The sequence below is a fragment of the Lacinutrix sp. 5H-3-7-4 genome, assembly GCF_000211855.2.
Classification (GTDB): domain Bacteria; phylum Bacteroidota; class Bacteroidia; order Flavobacteriales; family Flavobacteriaceae; genus Lacinutrix.
The window spans coordinates 2,272,733-2,294,145 of sequence record NC_015638.1 but is presented as its reverse complement, the minus strand read 5'-3'; the positions used below and the strand labels follow the sequence as shown (position 1 = coordinate 2,294,145).

The window sequence follows — 21,413 nt, the reverse complement described above, 5'->3', positions numbered from 1 at the left end:
CTATTCTACGACACGTTTCCAGTATTGTGTTTCGTAGAAAAAGCCAAGATAGCCACGTACTATTAAAACATCTTTATTATCTTGATCTAAACTTAGCCTTAGTTTATAAATTTTTCCATTTTTAGGATCTACAATGGTTCCATTTTTATAATATTCACCTCGCTTTTCCATGTTTTTAATAATATCTAAACCTAGAATTGGTTTATTATTATCTTCGTTTTTGCAAGCTGTACATTTTCCGTTTTTTCTATCTTCTACAAGTATTTCTACTACTTTACCAAACACCAAATTATTTACTTTATATATTTCTACTATAGATTTTTCTACATTGTGTGTATCTACAGTTTTCCATTTACCAAAAATTGTTTGTGAAAATCCTGAGAATGAAAAAAGAAAAATAATAGTAAAAGCTATTCTATTCATTTTTTGTGTGTTTTTGGCGCAAACGCATTAGTGAAACATTAAGTTCGAATCCTAAAAGTAAAATATTAGCATTCAACCAAAGATAAAATAACAAAATTAACAACGCTCCAATAGAACCGTAGAGTTCGTTATACCGTGCAAAATTTTCTATATAAAGTCCAAACAAATAAGACGTTAACATAATTAGCAAGGTAGTAAATAATGCGCCTACCGAAAAAAACTTTGCATGCCTACCTTCTTTTGTTCCAAAATAATAAAGTGTGGCAGTTGCCAAATACGTCATCACTACAAAAAATGCATATTGTGCTAAATTCGCCCAAAAATCTGTTTCTCGTCTAGTATCGTAACCATAATCGTCTAGCCAAACTAATATGTTATCTACTACATAAATTTGAAAATATCCTAATACCGCTACTGTTGTTATTAGTAAAAATGATAAAATTAATGCTACGCCTAAAGCAAAAACATATTGCTTAACCACATTTCTTGTTAACTGCTCGTGGTAAGAGTTTTCAAATCCAGAAAATAGTGCATTAACACCATTAGTCATTAAAAAAACAGCCAGTATTAAAACTGTTGATAGCAAACCACTATTGGTGTTTTTTCCTTTAAGCGTTTCAAAAATACCATCAGAAAAAAAATCGCTTGTTGTTGGTGGCAAAACAGACTCTAAAAAATGCAAAAAATCATTTTCAAAATCTGGTACTGGTATGTATGGTATTACTATTATAATAAAAAGTAAAAATGGAAATAATGCTGTAAAAAAACTATAGGCTATTGCACTGGCTCTTGCTGTTAAAGCGCCTTTAGCAATACCAATAACATAAAGTTCTAGTAAATTATAAAGCGACAAACCACCTAATCCTGGGAGTTTTATTTTACTTAAAAATTTTATAACATAATTAAGTACAGGAATTTTTAGCAGCTTTTGTTTTAGCTGCATTTCTACTTCTTTTTCTTGTAATAATTCTTCCTCTACAGTTTCTGCCATAAAATAAAAAGCCTTAATCTACAGCTTTTAAACTTAAATCCATATTGTATACAGAGTGTGTTAATGCTCCAGATGAAATATAATCTACACCACAAAGTGCATATTCTCTAACCGTATTTTCATTAATACCGCCAGAACTTTCTGTTAAACATTTATCACCAATTAATTTTACTGCTTTTTTGGTGTCTTCGTAATTAAAGTTATCTATTAAAATTCTATAAACACCATCGGTTTTAAGGATTTCTTCAATTTCGTTTAAATCTCTTGCTTCAACAATAATTTTTAAATCGCGATTGGTTTGCTTTAAATAGGCTTGTGTTTTTTCTATAGCTTTAGTAATTCCGCCAGCAAAATCAATATGGTTGTCTTTTAACATAATCATATCGTACAAAGCAAACCTATGGTTTTCTCCACCTCCGATTTTAACTGCCCATTTTTCTAACGCGCGAATGCCTGGTGTTGTTTTACGAGTATCTAAAATTTTAGTTCCTGTTCCTTCTAATAAATCTACAAACGTTTTAGTTTTTGTAGCAATCGCACTCATACGTTGCATTGCATTTAACACTAAACGTTCGGCTTTTAGTATAGATTGTGATGCACCAGAAACATAAAAAACAATATCGCCGTGTTTTACTTCGCTACCATCTTCTATTAAAGTTTCTACAGTCATTTCTGGATCTACATAAGCAAAAACCTGCTTAGCAAATGCTACTCCTGCAATTATACCATTATCTTTAACTAATAGTTTTGCTTTACCTTGAGCTGTTGCCGGAATACAAGATAATGAGCTGTGATCGCCATCACCAACATCTTCTCTAATAGCATTAGAGATTATTAATTCTATTTCTTTATCAAATTGTGCTTTAGTTATCATTATAGAAATTGTTTAATGCTAAAATAAGGATTGAAATTCAAAAAAATGAAGTTTTCAAATTGAAAGTTTTATCTTTGGTTTATGACCATTAAACTCATTGCCATTGGCAAAACAGATAGTAAGCAGCTTCAAGCTTTAATAGACGAATACAAAAAACGTTTAGGCTTTTATATAAAGTTTAAGCTAGAAATTATTCCAGATATTAAAAACACTAAAAACCTTAGTGAAGCTCAACAAAAGCAAAAAGAAGGTGAACTTATATTAAATAAAGTTAGTAATACAGATGCATTAATTTTATTAGACGAAAACGGAAAACAGTTTGATAGTGTTGGTTTCTCAAACTATTTACAAAAACACATGAACTCTGGTATAAAACAACTGGTTTTTGTTATTGGTGGACCTTATGGTTTTAGTGAAGATGTATATGCAAAAGCTAAAGGAAAAGTATCACTCTCTAAAATGACATTCTCTCACCAAATGGTACGTTTATTTATTATCGAGCAGTTATACCGTGGCTATACAATTTTAAAAAATGAACCTTACCATCACAGGTAAATAGCTTATTGTTTTTTACTTAAAACCTTACACGTTTTAGTTTTCTTTTTTACAGCATTAGATAATAAACCATTCATTACTGTAGCTGCTATTAAAGCAAAGCCAAAAAAGTATTTCCAGTTTGTATGTTCTTTAAACAAATATGAGCCAAGTAATATTACAATAGCCCAAATAACCGCATTTATTAAAATTATTTTTTTCATATTAAATAAGACGCCTTTTATATAACTTTGTTACACCTTTTAATTAAATAATAAATTATGCAAATAGTTTTTGCCACCAACAACCTTAATAAAATTAAAGAAGTTCAAAGCATTATACCAACACACATTAAACTACTAAGCTTAAAAGACATAGGTTGTTTTGAAGATGTACCAGAAACACAAAGTACTATTAAAGGTAATGCCATACAAAAAGCCGAGTATGTTAAAAAACATTATGGTTACGACTGCTTTGCAGACGATACGGGTTTAGAAGTTGAAAGCTTAAACAACGAGCCTGGCGTTTTTAGTGCACGTTATGCAGGACCGCAACGCGATGCTAACGATAATATGGATTTGCTTTTAAACAATTTAATTGAAAAGCCAAACCGAAACGCTCAATTTAAAACCGTAGTAGCATTACATTTAAACGGTAACCTAGAAACATTTACAGGCATTTGTAAGGGCAAAATTACACCTAATAAGCAAGGAGAAAAAGGCTTTGGCTACGACCCTATTTTTATGCCAGATGGTTATACTAAAACTTTTGCCGAAATGGATTTAATACTAAAAAATAAAATTGGTCATCGCGGCAAAGCTATCACTCAATTAGTAGCATTTTTAGGTAACTTCTAAAAAATAATTTTATCTTAAAAACAAGCTTACTTCAAAAATTTTATCTTAAATTAAGGCTTACATCAAAAATTTAGTGTAAAATTTATGAGCATACAAGCAAAGCTTTTAATAGATGATTTAGAAGTAAACATTTTAGATTTTAACTTTACAATAAATAGAAAGTCCCTTAATAACGTTACACCTACTAACTTACCCGTTTTTAAAGGTATAAATATGGTTATAGAATCCAGGAAAGACTTAAACCTTTCCAGCTGGTCGTTCTCTAAAAATGAGACAAAACAGTTACAAATTCATATTTATTCGCGTATAAATAATGGTAAAATTAGAAAGCTATATTTATTCGACTGCCACCTTGTTAATTGGAACACAAAATTCTCTTCGGTTAGCAACGAACCTATGCATGAAACTTTGGGCATTAGCTGTGGTGGCGTAAAAGATTCTAATTCTGATACAGAATACTCTGCCTATTGGAGAGTTACTTTTGATAAAGAAGACGTTGAAGCAACATCTACAGAAAAAGACGTTGAGAAAAAAGTAGTTAATTACCAATTAACAGATGCTGATGGTTACGAACTTGATGAATATGAGGTTGGTGATAATATTGTACTTCACATTGAAACAGAAAATAGAATTGGAGACAAAATAACCATACACTTAGAAGATAAAACGCACGACTTTTTGTACAACGGCAAAGTTTTGGAAAACGATAAGTTAAGCGACTATATTATAAATAGTAACTTAGAAAAAATAGAATTAGAAGTTATTAGTCAATCTTCATAAATTAAAAATTAATGGCAAATAAATTTAGATTACAATTTGAAGACGGTACAACTAAATCTGTAAATGCTACTATAAAACCACCCAAAGATGTTATTCAATTTGTAGCAGGAACCACAGATCCTATAAACACAACTGGTCTTAAACATCAAGCAAATAAAGACTATTGGAGAGGCACAGATAATTTATGGCAAAGCGTTAAGGATTTAAAACCTCAGTTTTTAGACCTACACATAGAAGACTCATTTTTTAGCTGGTCTGGAGATAACAATACAAACGATCGTACAGAAGCAGCCAATCGTTTACTAGATTTACTTTTAAGAGTGTATAGTAATTGGACAAATAAAGAAGTCCATTTACATTTAATTGGGCACTCTCATGGTGGAAATGTAATAAATCAATTTACAGAAATTATTGCTACTAACGAAAGCTTCCCTAAATATTGGAAAGTTAAAAGTATTACCTACTTATCTACTCCATTTTTTAAAGAGCAACATCAACTAAATCATAGTAAGTTGCATCCAGAATGTAAAATTATAAACGTTCATAATCAATATGATATTACACAACGTTTTATAGCAGATTTTACTTTAAAAAACCTAGAATATTTAATAGGAAACTTTAAAGACAAAGACAAAATGGATGCTGCTATAGACACTATTAAAACTATAGATTTAAGTGCCTATGAGCATTTATCAGACTTTGTAATAAATAATGATGAAGAAGGTCCTGCAATTTGGGACACTACACATAAAATTCTAGCTGAAGCCGAAACTATAATTAAGGTTATTGCAGATAATGTAGCATTTATTGGAAATAGAAATATAGTATCTCCAGAGAAAAAAGAATTTTTAGTAATAGTAAACACTTTACACACGCTAATAACAGAAAGAAAAACTACATTTAATAAAAACAAAAAGAATAGAGATGGTGGTTATGGAAGAGCAGAATTTTTAGAAGATCTAGAACTTGTGCCTTTACTTACAGTATTTAATAAAGTACTTAGTATTAAAGTAAATGAAAGCGATAGCTATTTATTAAGTTTATTAGTTAATATTTTTACTGAAAAAGATAACGGACTCCTTTTAAAAATAGACGATACTTCTTGGTCACCAGAGCAACAAGTTAATGGTAGTTTTACAATTGAAGATTTCGATATTACAGAAATGGATCCTTACCATAAAAGTAAAAACAAATCTAATTTTGAACCTTTTGCAAAAGGCATAGAAGATGCTATGAAAAGAAATGACGAAAACTCTTTAAAAGAAATTTTAATGAGATTAAGTAGTCAATTTATTATACCTAAAGATTTAGAAAAAATAATAAATGGCATGGACTGGTTAGAATATGCTGTATTTGGTGATTTAGACACACAAATAAAAGAAATGAGAAAAAACCTAACCATCTATCACAAACTAATAAAAAAATACAATGCCAATTTAATATCGCAAGACGATATAAATAACACTAGCCTAAAAGTAAAACCTGGAAGTATTCCATATTTAGCCATGAATGCTCACAGTTTAAGCCATAGCGCATTGTTTGACGACTCTAAACTTAATGTTAGAGAAGCACTAACCAGTTCTTTCTCTTCAGGTAGTAATCCTGGTTATAAATAAGAAGTCCTATTTTTTAATTTGTAATTTAAAATACATGAAATCAATACTTAAAATTTTACTTTGGAGTCTTCTTATATTATTATTAAATTTTATAGGAAAGTACCTTTACGTCGTTTTATTTACCGGAGGTTACAGTTGGATTAAAGATTTCTATATCGTAGTTGCTGGAACATATACCACAGCCTTATCAATTATCCTGTTTTTTGGAGCCAATTATTATATAAACAAAAAAAGAAACCTCCCAGAATTGTATACTTTTAGTAAAACACGTGTTCTTATTGCACTAATAGTTGTTACATTAGCTTTTATAGTAGAAAGACTCTATCTATTTATTTCAGATTATATATTGTTTAATTAATTTTTTAAAACAGAATTATATTTAATACGCATTTACCACAAATTATGAAAAAACTATTGATTCTATTTTTTTTATGTTATTCATATAACACATTGGCGCAAGATGATTTTGAATTAGAATTTAATAAATGTGTTGAATTATTTCACTCAGAAAATAAAAGTAAAGCGCTAAAATGTTTAAAAAAAATCGAAAAAGAGGTTGACAATAATTCCTCAGCATATGGTAAAACACTAGAAACTATTTTTTACTATTACTACAAAGAGTATAATGAAAAAGAAATGCTTGTATATTATAATAAGATAGTTAACTCAAATTTAGACGATAAGGAAAAAAATTATAGAAAAGATAAGCCATACTCTAATTACCGCTTTAATGTAGCAAAAAAGCTTGCTTATTATTTTATTGAAGAAAAAAATGACTTTGAAAAAGGATTAACTTATATTGAAAAAGCAAATAGTGAATTTAAATACTATACTAATTCTTTAGCCTCGCTTGTTTTTCAAAAAATAAATCTTGCAATATGGAAATACGATGTTTTAAATAAACTTGACAGAAAAGCTGATGCTATTTCGGTAATATTAAAACGAGCTTTTGAATACGATTATAAAAACATCTATCCAGAATTAGAAGTTAATTCGTTTTCTATTTACGAAAAAGAACTATTCGAAAAGATTTACTCACAATTTCCAAATCCAAAAGAGCTTAAAATAGAAATTGACAATCAATTAAGTAAATTAAAATATAATAACAAAAAGAATTTAGCCCATATAAAGCTATTCAACAATGTTATAACCATAAAAACTTATAAAAAGCTGGATAATAAAGAGGAATGTATTAACTATTTAAAAAACTCAAGTTTTTATAAAGATTTAGAAGAGAAAACTAAATAAACTATTAGCACACCGTGCGTAATTAATTGCTTTGGCAAGTGTTTATTTTATAAAAAATCTAGCTTCGTAGTATAAACTATCGTTTAATATAAAACAGTTAAACGTTTTCATATTAGTCAACACGATAATTTAAATTACATATCAAAAAAAAAAAAACAGAAATAGGAAAATCGTTTGCTACCAAATCCTTTTTAAGCGCATTCCTTAAAACAATACAAACAACTGTATATCAATTGATTATTTATTAAAAATAGATTAACTTCGTAGTACAAACTATCGTTTGATATAAAAAATTTAAACGTTTTATAACAGGCAACATGTTCGTTGCAAGTTATAAAAACGCATCTAGCCAATTAATCTAATATTTTTTTAACTATGGATTTAATAAACAAATTATTGGAAATAGACCCAAATTATATTGTAATTGGATTAATTGCCTTCTTCTTTTCTTTAGAGCAAATAATGCAATCGCCATTTAGTTACAAAAAAAGAATTAATCATTTATTCCAAAATGTGCTGTTCCAAATTATACTTGTGATTTTAAATATCTTCTTTGTTACATTTCAAGTGTTTTCAATTGAATGGTTAAATGAAAACAATATTGGACTTCTATATCTAATTAAATTACCCGTTTGGGCTAAACTTTGTCTTTCTGTTGCGTTGTATGACATTACAGCGTACTGGATTCATAGAGGAACTCACAAAATCCCTTTACTATGGCGATTTCATAGAGTACACCACAGCGATACAACAATGGATTCTTCAACAGTTTTTCGTTTTCATCCTATAGAGTTAATTCTTGTATTTGGAATTGGAAATATAATTACTGCTGCGCTATTTGGGACAGATGTTTTTTCTATGGCATTATATTATTTCATCCTTTATGTATTCTTCTTTTTTGAGCATGCAAATTTAAATTATCCAAAGTGGTTGAATTCGTCTTTAGGATTATTATTTGTAATGCCAGACCATCATAGAGTTCACCATCAACAAGATCAAATTTTTACAGATTCAAACTATGCAGATATATTTATAATTTGGGACAGATTATTTGGAACTTTTAAAATGATGCCAGTAGAAGATATGAAATATGGATTGGTAGAATTTGATACAGATGAAAAACAATCATTCCTCTATTTAATTAAAAGCCCATTTATAAATATTAAAAGAGCTAAACCCAATAAGAAAACTGAATAAAAACCAGCACCTAACAATGGCCATAAGTAATTACTAGTTCTCACCTACTTACAAAAATCCTATTGGATTTTTTATTCAGTTTTTATTTGCTAAATTAGGTGTTTAAAAACGTAATAAAGCACAAATAAACACGATAGTTTAATAGAAAACATTTAAACGTTTTCATATCAGTCGACACGTTGTGTAATTAGAAAATGTAACTATGGACCTATTAAAAATAGCAATAAATTGGGCAAAAGCCGAAGTATTCTCAACACGTTTCTTTATTTTCTTTGCGATTGCATTTTTAATCGCAAGTGTTGGATTTAGGCAATTAGGAAAAACAGATTTAGCAAAGGCTTATATCATTCCAACCTTAATAGCAGGTATATTACTGCTAATAATTGGCATTGGTACTAACTATGCCAATACCCAAAGAGTTAAACAATTTGAAAAGGATTTTAATACCGATAAAATTACCTTTTATAAGTCCGAAATTGAACGTTCTAAAAGCACTATAAAGCAATTTGCAGTTGTATTTAAAATAGTTCCTATATTAATTATCATAGCTGCGTTATTAATTCTATTTATTAAGACACCTACTTGGAGAGCAATTAGTATCACAACCATTTCAATATTAATTATCATTTTATTAATTGATGGTAATGCAAAGTCAAGAATTGAAAACTACCATAAAGAATTAAAACTTTTAGACACAGAGAATGGAATAAAAAACAACTAGAGCATTACAAGTAAAAGTTTATTGCTTATAACTATTCTTACATATAAGTAATAATTTAACCAATAAATTATCCAAAGAAAACATTTAAACGTTTTCATATAAGTCAACACGCTACACATAATTTTGAAAAACTTAAATTTTTAATGAAATATCTTATTCTATTACTATTTATTTTATTTGTTATTCCTATTTATTCACAAGATTACGAAGATGCTAAAAGATTATCCAATCTTGAATATATGAAAATGGTAAAAAATAGTGACTGTGAAAATCAAAGCGGAACAAGCATAGAGCAAAAAATATGCCTTAATCTAAAATTTAAAAAAGTAGATTCAATTTTAAATAAACGATTTATAACTTACCTTAAAAAGGTAAAAAATGATACTTTAAAATCAAAAATTAAACTTTATCACAAAGAATGGGTTTTAAATAGACGAATGCAAAGCGAAATTTTCTGTGAAGGTTTGAATAGCAATGCTCTTGGAATTTATTATTTATGGTCTATGGTCAATTCAACCGAATTAAGAATTAAAGAAATAGAATTACTTATACAAAACTAAATACAATAACACTATCAAACCACTTAAACAATATTGAAGTTGTAAAATCATTATCTACTAAATCCATTTTATGCGTATTCTCTAAAACACCGTAAGCACTTATAAAGGTAATATGTACCATTTTTTTAGATTTTGTAATCATCTATATAACAATTGATTTTGAATAAAAAATAAACTAACTTCGTAATTTAAACTATCGTTTGATATAAAACATTAAAACGTTTTCATATCAGTCGACACGTTACCTGCAAGCTGAAAACACGAACTTTATGAAAATAAAAATACTATTAGGAATTATCATAACAATTGGAATTTTGACTTCGTGTGAAAATTCTCGAAGAAAACACAATACAGGAAAACAAACTATTGAATACTCAAACAAAACAGTACTTGATAGCCTAATTAAAACAACACCTCATTCTACTGACACACTATTCCTTGGTTTTACAATTGGAATGACGAAAGCGGACTATAAAAAACACGTTCACAAATTACGTAATGAAGGAAAAACAGTTTCATATTCAAGTTCTAACAGAATTTCTAATATGGCAGGCACTTTTGAACTTGGTGCAGGTTATACATTTAAAACAAGTATTTCGACTGAAAAAGATGGTAAAACGTTAACTGGAAACGGACAATATTTTCTCGAACCAGTATACAACAGAAATGGAAACCTAATGCAATTAAATATTTTGCCAATAGAAAAATGGGATGGAGATTATGGATTTAGCAAACCTAATTGGCTTGAAACCAAAGTAAAAGAAAATTCAGAAAGATTACAAGACCAAGATTTAAAACAAGCATTAATCGATAATGAATTTATAGACAAATATGATTTTGTTCGACAAAAAGACAATTTAGTCATATACGAAACTACCTTAACAGTTAATTATATTGACTTAAAAACCTTACTATTAGAATTGCTAATTAAAGAAACAGAAAAAGAAATAATTAAAGAAGATAACGAAGATATTAAATTTTAAAAGCCAGCAGGTAACAATGTATAACCGCAATTACGGCGGATTCGACTACGTCCGAATCCACTCACAATTGCTAACGTCTGTGATAAGCCGAAAAACATTAACTTTAATCCCGTAACTTCGGTTATACGAGACCGATAGTTTAAATTACGAATCAAAAAATATTGAAGTTGTAAAATCATTCTCTACTAAATCCATTTTATGCGTATTCTCTAAAACACCGTACGCACTTATAAAGGTAATATGTACCATTTTTTTAGATTTTGTAACCGTTTTTAAACCTTCGCGTTTGGTACGTAGTTTTTGTGCATAATCTTTAGTTATAGCAAATTCATCGGCATATAACTTCATTTCGCAAATGTTTATTATATTATCTTTTCTATCAATAAGCATATCTATTTGAAATCCTTTTGGGTAGTTTACATCTTTTCTATGTAAAAAACTATTCACTTTAGTTTCTACACCCAAAATACCTAAAGCTTCCTTTATGCTTTCTATATGTTTAATACATAAATTCTCGAAAGCATAACCACACCAAATTTTATAAGGTTGTGTTTCGCTAACGCGAAGCCAATCGCTTTTATTAAGTTTATTTTGTCCTACCATAAACGAGAGATAAAACAGCGAGTACTCATCGGTTAAACGAAATAAGGTATCTTTTTTACTTTTCTCTAAAGGCTCGAAGGTCGATATAAATCCAGAAGCTTCTAACTCGTTTAAAATATTTGTAAAATAACCACCATCAGACAGTTTGGTTAATTTTAAAATACGCTGCCTGTTTAATCCGCTCGCTTTACTAGCTAAAGCTTTTACAATTTTTATATGGCTACCAGCATTATCAAACAATGCAGGATAGAGGTTATTAAATTCGGTAGTTAAAAAGCCATCTTTTTTAAAGCACAAATTGTTAATATTTTGTGCAGCACTTTTTCCTTTTTCTACTTGATCTAAGTAATGCGGAATACCACCTAATGCTAAATATAGCTGAATGATTTGGTAGTGACTCATTACTATATTTTTTTCCTTTAAAAAGGCTTCGGTTTCGTTTAAAGTAAAAGGCATTAAGGTAATAAGCTTGGTAATACGATTATGCAAACCACCTTTTGCATTTACCACATGCTGAAGCATCCATGATGCTGCCGAGCCGCAAACCACTACAATAATGTTTTGTTGCGACGCCCAATTATTCCACCAGTGTGCCAAAGCTTCCATAAAACCAGAACGTTTACTGGCAATCCAAGGCAACTCGTCTAAAAAAACCACAGGCTTTTTTAAAGTACTTTTACTTATTGCTACACTTAACTCACTAAAAGCCATTAACCAGCTTTCGGGCTTTGTATAAGGTTTTTCAGCAGGAAAATATAGATTCATTTGTATGGTAAAATTCATTAACTGGTCGTGAAGATTAGCATCTTTTAAACCAGTCATTTCAAAAACCTTTTCGTTTTTATAGACTTCGCGTATTAAAAATGTTTTACCAACACGACGACGACCAATAATAGCTAACATATGCGCTTTCTTGTCGCGCTGTATGGCTTGCATGGTTTTACGTTCTTCTTTTCTACCTATAATTTTCATACTATACTTAGCGGAATCTAGGTAAATATACAATTTTCCGCGTAATATAAAATTATAATACGCGGAATCTTTTATTAAAAGACACTTTCCGCGTAGTATAAAATTAATACTATATTAAGTAATAAAAATAAGATAGTTACAAATCGTAAAATATATCGTACCTTTGCACCTTGAAAACGCAAAATGGCGTTTATTGACTCCTCAGAGTGAGGATGTGTTACTAGAAGTTTTAGGTTAAGTATGTTCAATGCACTTCTATTTGTAACACCAAACAGATTGACATTGAAATACATAAAAAAGAATGAGCACATTCCAAGAATTAGGTCTTAATGAAGACCTTTTAAAAGGTATTACAGATTTAGGTTTTGAAACACCATCTGAAGTACAAGAAAAAGCAATCCCAATTTTATTACAAGACGAAGGCGATTTAGTTGCCTTAGCACAAACGGGAACAGGAAAAACCGCAGCCTTTGGTTTTCCAATGCTTCAAAAAATTGACGTTAACAGTCGTACAACTCAAGGTTTAATTTTATCGCCAACACGTGAACTTTGTTTACAAATAGCAAACGAAATGAAAGCCTACGGTAAATACTGTAAAGGTTTAAACGTTGTTGCTATTTATGGTGGTTCTAGTATTACAGACCAAGCACGCGAAGTAAAACGTGGTGCACAAATTATTGTAGCAACGCCTGGTCGTATGAAAGATATGATTAGCAGAAAATTAGTAGATATTACTAAAATTCAATATTCTGTTTTAGATGAAGCCGATGAGATGCTAAACATGGGTTTTAAAGAAGATATTACAGATATTCTTTCTGGAACACCTAAAGATAAAAGCACATGGTTATTTTCTGCAACTATGCCAAAAGAAGTTGCCAGAATAGCTAAAGATTTTATGCACGAACCACAAGAAATTACGGTGGGTCATAAAAACGAAAGTACCTCTAACGTATCACACGAATATTACTTAGTAAATGCTCGTGACCGTTACCAAGCTTTAAAGCGTTTAGCAGATGCTAATCCAGATATTTTTTCGGTTATATTTTGTAGAACAAAACGTGATACACAAAAAGTTGCCGAGCAGTTAATTGAAGATGGTTATAGCGCAGGAGCATTACACGGTGATTTAAGTCAAAACCAGCGTGATATTGTAATGAAACAATTTAGAACACGCCAAATACAAATGCTTGTAGCAACAGATGTTGCCGCTCGTGGTATTGATGTTGACGATGTTACACACGTAATTAACTACCAATTAAGTGACGAAATAGAAACATACACACACCGAAGCGGTCGTACTGGTCGTGCAGGAAAAACAGGTGTTTCTATGGTAATTGTTTCTAAAAGTGAAGTACGCAGACTTAGAAGTATTGAGCGTATTATTAATAAGAAATTTGAAAAGAAAGACATACCAAATGGTATGGAAATTTGCGAAGTACAATTAATGTCTTTAGCAAACAAAATTCATAATACAGAAATTAATCACGAAATAGACAAGTATTTAGAAGACATAAACACGATGTTTGAAGATACTTCTAAAGATGAGTTAATTAAAAAATTCTTCTCTGTAGAGTTTACACGTTTCTTTAATTACTACCAAAAAGCTAAAGACTTAAACATATCGGCTGGAGATCCAAACCGCGATGGCGGTCGTGCTTCAAGTGGTAATGCAACACGTTACTTTATTAACGTAGGAGAAAAAGATGGTTTTAACTGGATGTCTTTAAAAGACTTTTTAAAAGAACAATTGGGTTTAACCAAAGACGATTTATTTAAAGTAGATACAAAAGATACATTCTCTTTTTTCAATACAGAAAAAGAACACGAAGAAAAAGTTTTAGCACATTTTAATGAGTTTAAACATGAAGGTCGTTTTGTAAATGTAGAAGTAACCGAAGATAAACCAAATCGTGGTGGTCGTGGTCGTGGACGCTCTGGTGGCGGAAGAAGACGCGATGGCGGAAAAGGTGGCGATAGAAGACGTGGTGACAGACGCTCTGGCGGAAGAAGCGACGAAAGACGCAGCAGACGTAGCGAAGGATCTGACAGAGGTGATAGAAAAAGAAGAAGTGACGATAAACCAACACGCTCAAGAAGAAGCGATGGTGGCGATAGAGATAAAAGTGAATTTAAAACAACACATTCTCGACCAAGACGTTCTAGAAGATAAAAATTAAACCTTTCTGTTAATTTTTAGTCAAAAAATATAGAGAAAAGTACTAAATAGTAATTTGTTTAGTACTTTTATCTTTATTAATAGCATTATGAAACATTTTTTAGCCGCATTCTTTTTTATTTTTAGTCTTACCTATAGTTTTGCTCAAAATAAAGAAAACAATAACGATACCCAACCAAAACCCGATGGTAACACTGCTATTGGTGTTATTTTAGATGCGGTAACAAATGCACCATTAGAAAGCGTTAATATTGTAAATTTAAATACTGTAATTGGTACAACCACAAACAGTAAAGGAGCGTTTAAAATAAAGGCTAAAGCTAATGATACGCTTCACTTATCTTACGTAGGTTATAAATCTATTAAAGTTCGTGTAACTAATGATTGGTTAAAATTTGGAAGTTCAGAAATTATATTAACCGAGTTAGCTTTAGCACTAGAAGAAGTTGTTGTAAGCCAATTACAACTTACAGGATATCTTGAAGTAGATATTAAACAAGTAGCTGTAAACGAGAATTACCGTTATAAAATTGCAGGATTAAATTCTGGTTACGAAGCTGGTAATAACAAATCTGCTAATAAGTTTAGTAAGGTTTTGGGCTCTATTTTTAATCCGTTAGACTTTTTATATAACACCTTTAGTAAAAAAGGAAAAGAACTTAGAAAGCTTAAAAAAGTTAAAGAAGATGATGAAGTAAGAAACCTTCTAGCATCACGTTTTGATAGAGAAATGCTTATGGTTTTACTTAATGTTAATAAAGTAGATTTAGATGAAATGGTGTCGCAATGCAACTACTCTAAAGAGTTTGTTGAAACAGCAAACGATTTACAAATGCTAGATGCAATTAGCCAATGTTATGAAGAATACAAGGTTTTAAGCCGTAATAAAAAACGTATTTAACTATTAGCAACATTTAATTATAAAAAACACCCATAAACAACATTGTTTATGGGTGTTTTTATTTTATACCTCTACTCCTATTTTTCTAAAATATCTTTAAGCATTTTTAAACCAGCTTCAAAGTCTTTACCAACAGCTTTATCCATATTAAAAAAGAGAAAAAACACATTTGATGGTGGTTTACTCTCACCATGAAATCCCCAAATAACTTTAGTTTTATTATTCCCTAAATCTTCAACTTTAGTTATGGCATTAGACTCAGATTTCCATGGTTTAAAAAAACGAAGCATTGCTTCTATACTTTCGTTTTCAATGATATTAATTATTTCTTGTTCTCCAGTTCCAACTTCTTTATTACCAACCCATTTAGACACAAAACCTATTTCTCCATCTGTACCAACAAACTCTTGTTTCATATCTGGATCTTTAAGTTTCCAAGGCGACCAATTATCCTGATTTTTAATATATTTTAAATACTCAAAAACTTCTGGTAGCGGCTTATTTATAACAATACTTCTACTCACATTAAAGGTTTTTGGTGCAACCAATGTTAGTATTATAAATAGCGCTATTAATCCTAAAAAAATATAAAAAATGAGCATAGTAAAATGTTGTTTATTAATTAAATGTAATTGTTTTTATTGAAACGTTCTATTATCTCATCATAACTTTTAATTGTTTTTTTACACCAATCTAGTCGTTTCTCTAATTTTTCGGTTTCAGTTAACTGCCAGTTTATATTTGTTTGTTTTAACTCTGTAGTAACATGTTGTAAAATAATTGCTGCAGAAACAGATATATTTAAACTTTCAGTAAAACCAACCATAGGTATTTTTAAAAACACATCGGCTTCATCTAAAACTTCTTGAGATAAACCTTCGGTTTCTCTTCCAAAGAAAAAGCAAGACTTTTTAGTAACATCAAAATCACGCAAATTACAATCGTTTGCATGTGGTGTAGTTGCTACCACTTGATATCCTTTTTGTTTTACATCTTGTATAGCATCTTTTACAGTATGGTAACGGTTTAAATCTACCCATTTTTGAGCACCCATTGCAATTTCACGGTCTATACGCTTGGCATTTACCTCTTCTACAATATTAACTTCTTGTATACCAAAAACATCACAACTTCTTATTACTGCACTTGTATTGTGTAGTTGGTACACATCTTCTGTAGCTACTGTAAAATGCTTTGTGCGTTGTTCTAAAACCTTATAAAAGCGTTGCAATCTATGGTCTGTTAAATAAGTTTCTAAATGTTCTAGTAGTTTTTTATCTATCATATTTTAGTATACAAAAAAGCCCGATATTACCTATCGAGCTTATTTTATTTAATTTAATAATTTAATTATTTGCACCAATATTACCTTGCGCAACTAACACAGCAAGGTTATCCATACTTTCGTGTACATTTACGTATCCATCTACGGTTAATACATCATTATAAACAAAAGATGTTCCGTTATCTAACATGGCTACATTAGTTTTACTTACGCCATTATCTCCATTTACTGGAGTAAACGTAAATAAAATTGCGCCTGGTGCTGTAGCCACACTACCTGCATGAATATGTGCTGGATGCATGGCGCCATTTGGCGTATTTATAATATCTATTACTGCTAAAGCCTCACCATTAAAACGCTCGAAAAATGTAATGTCTCCCATTATACTTGGATCACTAACTGCACTTAAATTATAGGTAACAGATGTACCTGTTAATTCATTTTGCCCTATATCGCCTTGCGCTAATAAAACATCTAAATTAGTATCACTTAAATGCACATTTATATAACCATCAAAATCTAACAAATTATTGTAAGAAATGGCATCTATATTTGTTTTGCTTTCTCCTGTTGTACCATCTATAGTATTTAAACTATAGGCAATCGCTCCAGTTTCTGCAGCAGTATTAAAGTGAATATGTGCAGGATGTTCACCACTTGCTGGTGTACCATCTAAATTTATAGTTACCAAAGTTTCATTATTTACACGTTGTGAAAATGTTGCATTACCAGAAATTGCAGGAAAATCAACGCTACCCAAAGCATAAGATTTTGTAGTTCCTGTTAATTCGTTTTGCCCTATATCGCCTTGTGCAATAATATCTTCTAAATTACTTTCACTAAAATGAACATTTATATAACCATCAAAATCTAAAAGCTCTTCGTAACTAATAATAGTATCATCGTCTAAAACATCAAAAGTGGTTGTACTAAAACCTGTTTCTCCTTCTACAGCTTGTAATGTTATAGCTATATCTCCACCTTCTGCAGCAGTATTAAAGTGAATGTGCGCAGGATGTAAGTTACCTTCTTCTGTACCTATTAACTGTATTTCTACTGTTACTGTTTCATTAGAATTTTTAATAAACTTTGCTGTTCCAGAAATACTAGGATCTTCTACAGGAAATAATTGAAATGTTTTAGAAGCTAACTGCGTTACATTTTCAAAAGCATCACCATCGCTATCATCATCACCACAAGAAAAAATGGTTAATAAACTAAATAGTAAGAAATATTTTAATAATGATTTTGATTTAAAAAAAAGCGTCATGATTGTCTTTATTTATTATGGTTAGTGCAATTTAAATAAAATAGTTCTAATTTTAGTGCTCAATGCTAATAAGAATATGAAACATCTCGTAGTACTAACTGGTGCAGGAATGAGTGCCGAAAGTGGTTTAAAAACATTTAGAGACGCCAATGGCTTGTGGGAAGGACACGATGTTATGGAAGTTGCAACACCTGAAGGATTTTTAAATAATCCAGAATTGGTTTTAGAATTTTACAACCAAAGGAGACAACAGCTTTTAGAAGTAGAACCTAACACTGCACATTATGAACTAGCTAGACTAGAGGAGCAATTTAAGGTGAGTATTATTACTCAAAACGTGGACGATTTACATGAACGTGCTGGTAGCAATACTGTTATACATTTACATGGCGAACTTTTAAAAGTACGTAGTATAATTACGCCAGATAATGTGTATTCCTGGCGAAAACCACTTCACCTTGGTGATAAAGATAAAAACGGACACCAATTACGACCACATATTGTTTGGTTTGGTGAAGCTGTACCTTTAATTGAAACAGCAGCAAATATTTGTAGCCAGGCAGATATTTTGTTAATTATTGGTACCTCTATGCAAGTATATCCTGCTGCTGGTTTAAAAGATTATATTCCTGCACAAACACACACTTATTTTATAGACCCTAATCCTGCTGTTAGCAGTAACAACGCATTAACAGTAATTGCTAAAACGGCTACCGAAGGCATTAAAGACTTTATTAAAGCGCTAAATTCAAATCACTAAACACAGAAAACTTTAAATGAAAAATACTTGCTGCATTCTATTAATATTCTGTTTTACAAAACTTTACTCTCAAGATATAATTTCATTTAAAGATAAATTATTATTTAAAGTTGAATTAAATAAACAAACTGAATCCTTTTTAATTAATGAAGCAAATAGCAATGCTTTTATAGCGGAAGCTAATAATGTGTATAAATTAAAAATTGCAGCCAATTATAAATTTTTAGGTTTAAGTATTGGTTTTTCTCCAAGCAATAGTTACGGAAACAATAAATCTAAATTTAGAAACATCCAGTTAAGGCTGTTTCCAAACCAATGGTTTCAAACTATAGAACATAGACGTGTACAAGGTTTTTACCAAGATCAAATTCCCAATGGTACTGCTTTAAAACAATTTCCGCATTTAAAAACAACAAGTTGGACAGGAAGTACAGCTTACGTTCTAAATAAAAACTTTTCTTTAAAACATTTAATGGCTTTAAATGAATGGCAACGAGAAACTTCTGGAAGTTTTATTCCTACTTTAAATTATGGATTTAATAGATTATCAGACTTTACAGAAAACGGAAAATACATTCAGAATAATTTCGACATTTCTTTAACTCCAAATTATTATTATACTTGGGTAATTAAGCAACATTGGTTTATTTCTGGAAATTTATCACCTTCTATTGGTGTAAGGTTTTCAAAAGAAAAAATTAATGGTATTGAAACTCGCGATACTTTTTTTACTAATGCTTTAGACTTTAACTTACAGTTTGGCTATACTACCGAGACTATTAGTGCTGGCGCAAAATTTAGCTTTGCGTCAAACAGTAATAAAGAAGATAATATATCACGAAATTTTGTAAACGATAAAACCTATGCTAGTCTTTATTTTGGTTACCGTTTTGAGCCGCCAACGTTTATAAAAAACACAGCAAACTGGATTAAAACTAAAACTGGTTTATAATTAATTTAAATCTATATCTTTTAAATTTTGAATACGATTACGCTCTAAAAAGGCATCAATAGTTTCAAAGTGTTCTATAACGCGTTGATCTTTAAACTCAAATACTTTTTGAGATAAACCTTGTAAAAAATCACGGTCGTGAGATACTAATATTAATGTGCCGTCAAAATCTAATAATGCCTCTTTTAAAACATCTTTAGATTTTAAATCTAAGTGATTTGTAGGTTCATCTAAAATTAGCAAATTCACTGGTTCTAAAAGTAATTTAACCATTGCTAATCTTGTTTTTTCACCACCAGATAATACCGATACTTTTTTATCTATATCATCGCCTTTAAACATAAAACGGCCTAAAATATTTTTAATTTGGGTTCTAACATCTCCTTTTGCAACAGCATCTACTGTTTCAAAAATAGTTAAGTCTTGATCTAATAATGCCGCTTGGTTTTGTGCAAAATAACCTACTTGAACGTTGTGACCTAAAGCACACTTTCCTTCTACTTCAATTTCACCTAAAATAGATTTTATCATTGTAGATTTTCCTTCTCCATTTCTTCCTACAAAAGATACTTTCTCGCCTCTAGCTATAGAGAAACTTGCGTTTTTAAATACAACATGATCACCATAACTTTTAGATAAATCTTCAACAATTACAGGATAATCGCCAGAACGTTGTGCAGATGGAAACTTAAGTTTTAATGCCGAGTTATCAACCTCATCGATTTCTATAATATCTAACTTTTCAAGCATGCGTTCTCGTGATGCAACTTGGTTAGTTTTAGAAAACGTGCCTTTAAAACGTTCTATAAATGCCATATTATCGGCTATAAATTTTTGTTGTTCTTGGTAAGCTTTAATTTGGTGACTGCGACGTTCTTCGCGCAACTGTAAGTAATGAGAATAATTGGCTTTATAATCGTAAATACGTCCCATAGTAACCTCTATTGTACGGTTTGTAATATTGTCTATAAATGCACGGTCATGAGAAATAACCATTACTGCATTTGCTTTATTTATTAAAAAATCCTCTAACCAAATTACAGATTCTATATCTATGTGGTTTGTAGGCTCATCTAATAAAATTAAGTCTGGTTTTTGTAATAGAATTTTTGCTAATTCTATTCGCATTCTCCAACCACCAGAAAACTCATTGGTTTGCCTTGTAAAATCTGCTTGTTTAAACCCTAAACCTTTTAATGCTTTTTCTACTTCGGCATCATAATTTACATCTTCTAAAGCATAATATTGTTCGCCTAATTCGCTTACTTTTTCAATTATGGCCATGTATTCATTGCTTTCATAATCTGTTCGTGTTTCCAGCTGCTTGTTAAGGGCTTCAATTTCATCTCGCATTTTAAAAATATGCTTGAATGCTTTAGAAGCTTCTTCAAAAACAGTACTATTATCTTTAGTAAGTAAATGTTGTGGTAAGTATGCAATTACAGTTTCTTTAGGAAAGCTCACTTTTCCTCGAGTGCCTTTTTGCTCGCCTGCAACAATCTTCATCATTGTAGATTTTCCTGCTCCATTTTTACCCATTAATGCAATTTTATCGTTTGGATTTATAACAAAATTCACATCGCTAAATAAAGTTGTTCCACTAAACTCTACTGCTAAACCATCTACTGTAATCATAAATTTATTTTTAAAAACGCGAAAATACTAAAAAGCTTTTTATAAAATTATGCTCTCTTTTTTTGTTTTTAATTG

General features: G+C 30.3%; 24 protein-coding genes. 14 read left to right on the top strand and 10 right to left on the bottom strand.

What is annotated here, in order from left to right; all coding sequences use genetic code 11:
• The 3 genes from LACAL_RS10320 to nadC are packed head-to-tail and all read right to left on the bottom strand — an operon-like array spanning position 1 to position 2,288.
• Entirely contained in the window at positions 1-423 is a 423-nt protein-coding gene (locus LACAL_RS10320; protein ID WP_013870675.1) for a DUF2147 domain-containing protein, read from the bottom strand.
• On the bottom strand, positions 416-1,414 hold the full coding sequence (locus LACAL_RS10315) for a YihY/virulence factor BrkB family protein (protein ID WP_013870674.1): 999 nt from the start codon (positions 1,412-1,414) through the stop codon (positions 416-418). Before LACAL_RS10315 ends, LACAL_RS10320 begins: the two co-directional genes overlap by 8 nt.
• Before the next feature lie 13 nt (positions 1,415-1,427).
• On the bottom strand, positions 1,428-2,288 hold the full coding sequence (gene nadC / locus LACAL_RS10310; RefSeq protein ID WP_013870673.1) for a carboxylating nicotinate-nucleotide diphosphorylase: 861 nt from the start codon (positions 2,286-2,288) through the stop codon (positions 1,428-1,430).
• An 81-nt stretch (positions 2,289-2,369) separates the two neighbouring features.
• Here nadC and rlmH point away from each other — a divergent pair, with 81 nt between their 5' ends.
• Positions 2,370-2,843 carry a 23S rRNA (pseudouridine(1915)-N(3))-methyltransferase RlmH gene (gene rlmH / locus LACAL_RS10305; RefSeq protein ID WP_013870672.1) on the top strand — a complete coding sequence of 158 codons (474 nt, stop codon included), beginning with the start codon at positions 2,370-2,372 and terminating at the stop codon, positions 2,841-2,843.
• Between the two features lie 5 nt (positions 2,844-2,848).
• Here rlmH and LACAL_RS10300 read toward each other — a convergent pair whose 3' ends face one another.
• Complete coding sequence (locus tag LACAL_RS10300) at positions 2,849-3,046, bottom strand: hypothetical protein (RefSeq protein WP_013870671.1); 198 nt, start codon at positions 3,044-3,046, stop codon at positions 2,849-2,851.
• A gap of 57 nt (positions 3,047-3,103) precedes the next feature.
• On the opposite strand from LACAL_RS10300, the gene LACAL_RS10295 reads away from it, so the two are divergent.
• The 8 genes from LACAL_RS10295 (at position 3,104) to LACAL_RS10260 (ending at position 9,801) form a co-directional block, all read left to right on the top strand.
• Positions 3,104-3,679: a non-canonical purine NTP diphosphatase gene (locus tag LACAL_RS10295; protein WP_013870670.1), complete on the top strand. Its 576-nt coding sequence runs from the start codon at positions 3,104-3,106 to the stop codon at positions 3,677-3,679.
• A gap of 84 nt (positions 3,680-3,763) precedes the next feature.
• Positions 3,764-4,459 carry a type VI secretion system tube protein TssD gene (tssD, locus tag LACAL_RS10290; RefSeq protein ID WP_013870669.1) on the top strand — a complete coding sequence of 232 codons (696 nt, stop codon included), beginning with the start codon at positions 3,764-3,766 and terminating at the stop codon, positions 4,457-4,459.
• 11 nt (positions 4,460-4,470) lie between these two features.
• Entirely contained in the window at positions 4,471-6,075 is a 1,605-nt protein-coding gene (locus LACAL_RS10285; protein WP_013870668.1) for a hypothetical protein, read from the top strand.
• A gap of 34 nt (positions 6,076-6,109) precedes the next feature.
• The gene (locus LACAL_RS10280) at positions 6,110-6,433 is read left to right on the top strand and encodes a hypothetical protein (RefSeq protein ID WP_013870667.1); all 324 of its coding nucleotides are present in this window, start codon (positions 6,110-6,112) and stop codon (positions 6,431-6,433) included.
• A gap of 44 nt (positions 6,434-6,477) precedes the next feature.
• A complete protein-coding gene (locus LACAL_RS10275; RefSeq protein WP_013870666.1) occupies positions 6,478-7,323 on the top strand; it encodes a hypothetical protein in 846 nt (281 codons plus the stop codon).
• A gap of 375 nt (positions 7,324-7,698) precedes the next feature.
• Positions 7,699-8,520, top strand: coding sequence for a sterol desaturase family protein (locus LACAL_RS10270; protein ID WP_013870665.1), 822 nt, complete (start codon positions 7,699-7,701; stop codon positions 8,518-8,520).
• 202 nt (positions 8,521-8,722) lie between these two features.
• Positions 8,723-9,241, top strand: a complete 519-nt coding sequence (locus tag LACAL_RS10265) for a hypothetical protein (protein ID WP_013870664.1) — start codon at positions 8,723-8,725, stop codon at positions 9,239-9,241.
• 143 nt (positions 9,242-9,384) lie between these two features.
• Positions 9,385-9,801: a lysozyme inhibitor LprI family protein gene (locus LACAL_RS10260; RefSeq protein ID WP_013870663.1), complete on the top strand. Its 417-nt coding sequence runs from the start codon at positions 9,385-9,387 to the stop codon at positions 9,799-9,801.
• Here the strand turns inward: LACAL_RS10260 and LACAL_RS15400 are convergent.
• On the bottom strand, positions 9,788-9,943 hold the full coding sequence (locus LACAL_RS15400) for a hypothetical protein (protein WP_013870662.1): 156 nt from the start codon (positions 9,941-9,943) through the stop codon (positions 9,788-9,790). The genes LACAL_RS10260 and LACAL_RS15400 overlap by 14 nt on opposite strands.
• Positions 9,944-10,070: 127 nt before the next feature.
• On the opposite strand from LACAL_RS15400, the gene LACAL_RS10255 reads away from it, so the two are divergent.
• On the top strand, positions 10,071-10,784 hold the full coding sequence (locus LACAL_RS10255; RefSeq protein ID WP_013870661.1) for a hypothetical protein: 714 nt from the start codon (positions 10,071-10,073) through the stop codon (positions 10,782-10,784).
• A 144-nt stretch (positions 10,785-10,928) separates the two neighbouring features.
• Here LACAL_RS10255 and LACAL_RS10250 read toward each other — a convergent pair whose 3' ends face one another.
• Positions 10,929-12,359, bottom strand: a complete 1,431-nt coding sequence (locus tag LACAL_RS10250; RefSeq protein ID WP_013870660.1) for an ATP-binding protein — start codon at positions 12,357-12,359, stop codon at positions 10,929-10,931.
• Between the two features lie 301 nt (positions 12,360-12,660).
• On the opposite strand from LACAL_RS10250, the gene LACAL_RS10245 reads away from it, so the two are divergent.
• Together LACAL_RS10245 and LACAL_RS10240 are read left to right on the top strand one after the other, a co-directional pair.
• On the top strand, positions 12,661-14,529 hold the full coding sequence (locus LACAL_RS10245) for a DEAD/DEAH box helicase (protein ID WP_013870659.1): 1,869 nt from the start codon (positions 12,661-12,663) through the stop codon (positions 14,527-14,529).
• Between the two features lie 94 nt (positions 14,530-14,623).
• A complete protein-coding gene (locus LACAL_RS10240) occupies positions 14,624-15,436 on the top strand; it encodes a carboxypeptidase-like regulatory domain-containing protein (protein WP_013870658.1) in 813 nt (270 codons plus the stop codon).
• Positions 15,437-15,513: 77 nt separating this feature from the next.
• Here the strand turns inward: LACAL_RS10240 and LACAL_RS10235 are convergent, their stop codons facing one another.
• The 3 genes from LACAL_RS10235 to LACAL_RS10225 form a co-directional block, all read right to left on the bottom strand.
• Positions 15,514-16,038 (bottom strand): SRPBCC family protein, encoded by a 525-nt coding sequence (locus LACAL_RS10235; protein ID WP_013870657.1) that lies wholly within the window; start codon positions 16,036-16,038, stop codon positions 15,514-15,516.
• 20 nt (positions 16,039-16,058) lie between these two features.
• Positions 16,059-16,721, bottom strand: a complete 663-nt coding sequence (locus LACAL_RS10230) for an RNA methyltransferase (RefSeq protein ID WP_013870656.1) — start codon at positions 16,719-16,721, stop codon at positions 16,059-16,061.
• A 61-nt stretch (positions 16,722-16,782) separates the two neighbouring features.
• The gene (locus LACAL_RS10225) at positions 16,783-17,991 is read right to left on the bottom strand and encodes a CHRD domain-containing protein (RefSeq protein WP_013870655.1); all 1,209 of its coding nucleotides are present in this window, start codon (positions 17,989-17,991) and stop codon (positions 16,783-16,785) included.
• A 76-nt stretch (positions 17,992-18,067) separates the two neighbouring features.
• On the opposite strand from LACAL_RS10225, the gene LACAL_RS10220 reads away from it, so the two are divergent.
• Positions 18,068-18,751, top strand: a complete 684-nt coding sequence (locus tag LACAL_RS10220; RefSeq protein WP_013870654.1) for an NAD-dependent deacylase — start codon at positions 18,068-18,070, stop codon at positions 18,749-18,751.
• A gap of 16 nt (positions 18,752-18,767) precedes the next feature.
• Positions 18,768-19,703 (top strand): DUF4421 family protein, encoded by a 936-nt coding sequence (locus LACAL_RS10215; protein ID WP_013870653.1) that lies wholly within the window; start codon positions 18,768-18,770, stop codon positions 19,701-19,703.
• Here the strand turns inward: LACAL_RS10215 and LACAL_RS10210 are convergent, their stop codons facing one another.
• Entirely contained in the window at positions 19,704-21,338 is a 1,635-nt protein-coding gene (locus LACAL_RS10210) for an ABC-F family ATP-binding cassette domain-containing protein (RefSeq protein WP_013870652.1), read from the bottom strand.
• Between the last annotated feature and the right edge of the window lie 75 nt (positions 21,339-21,413).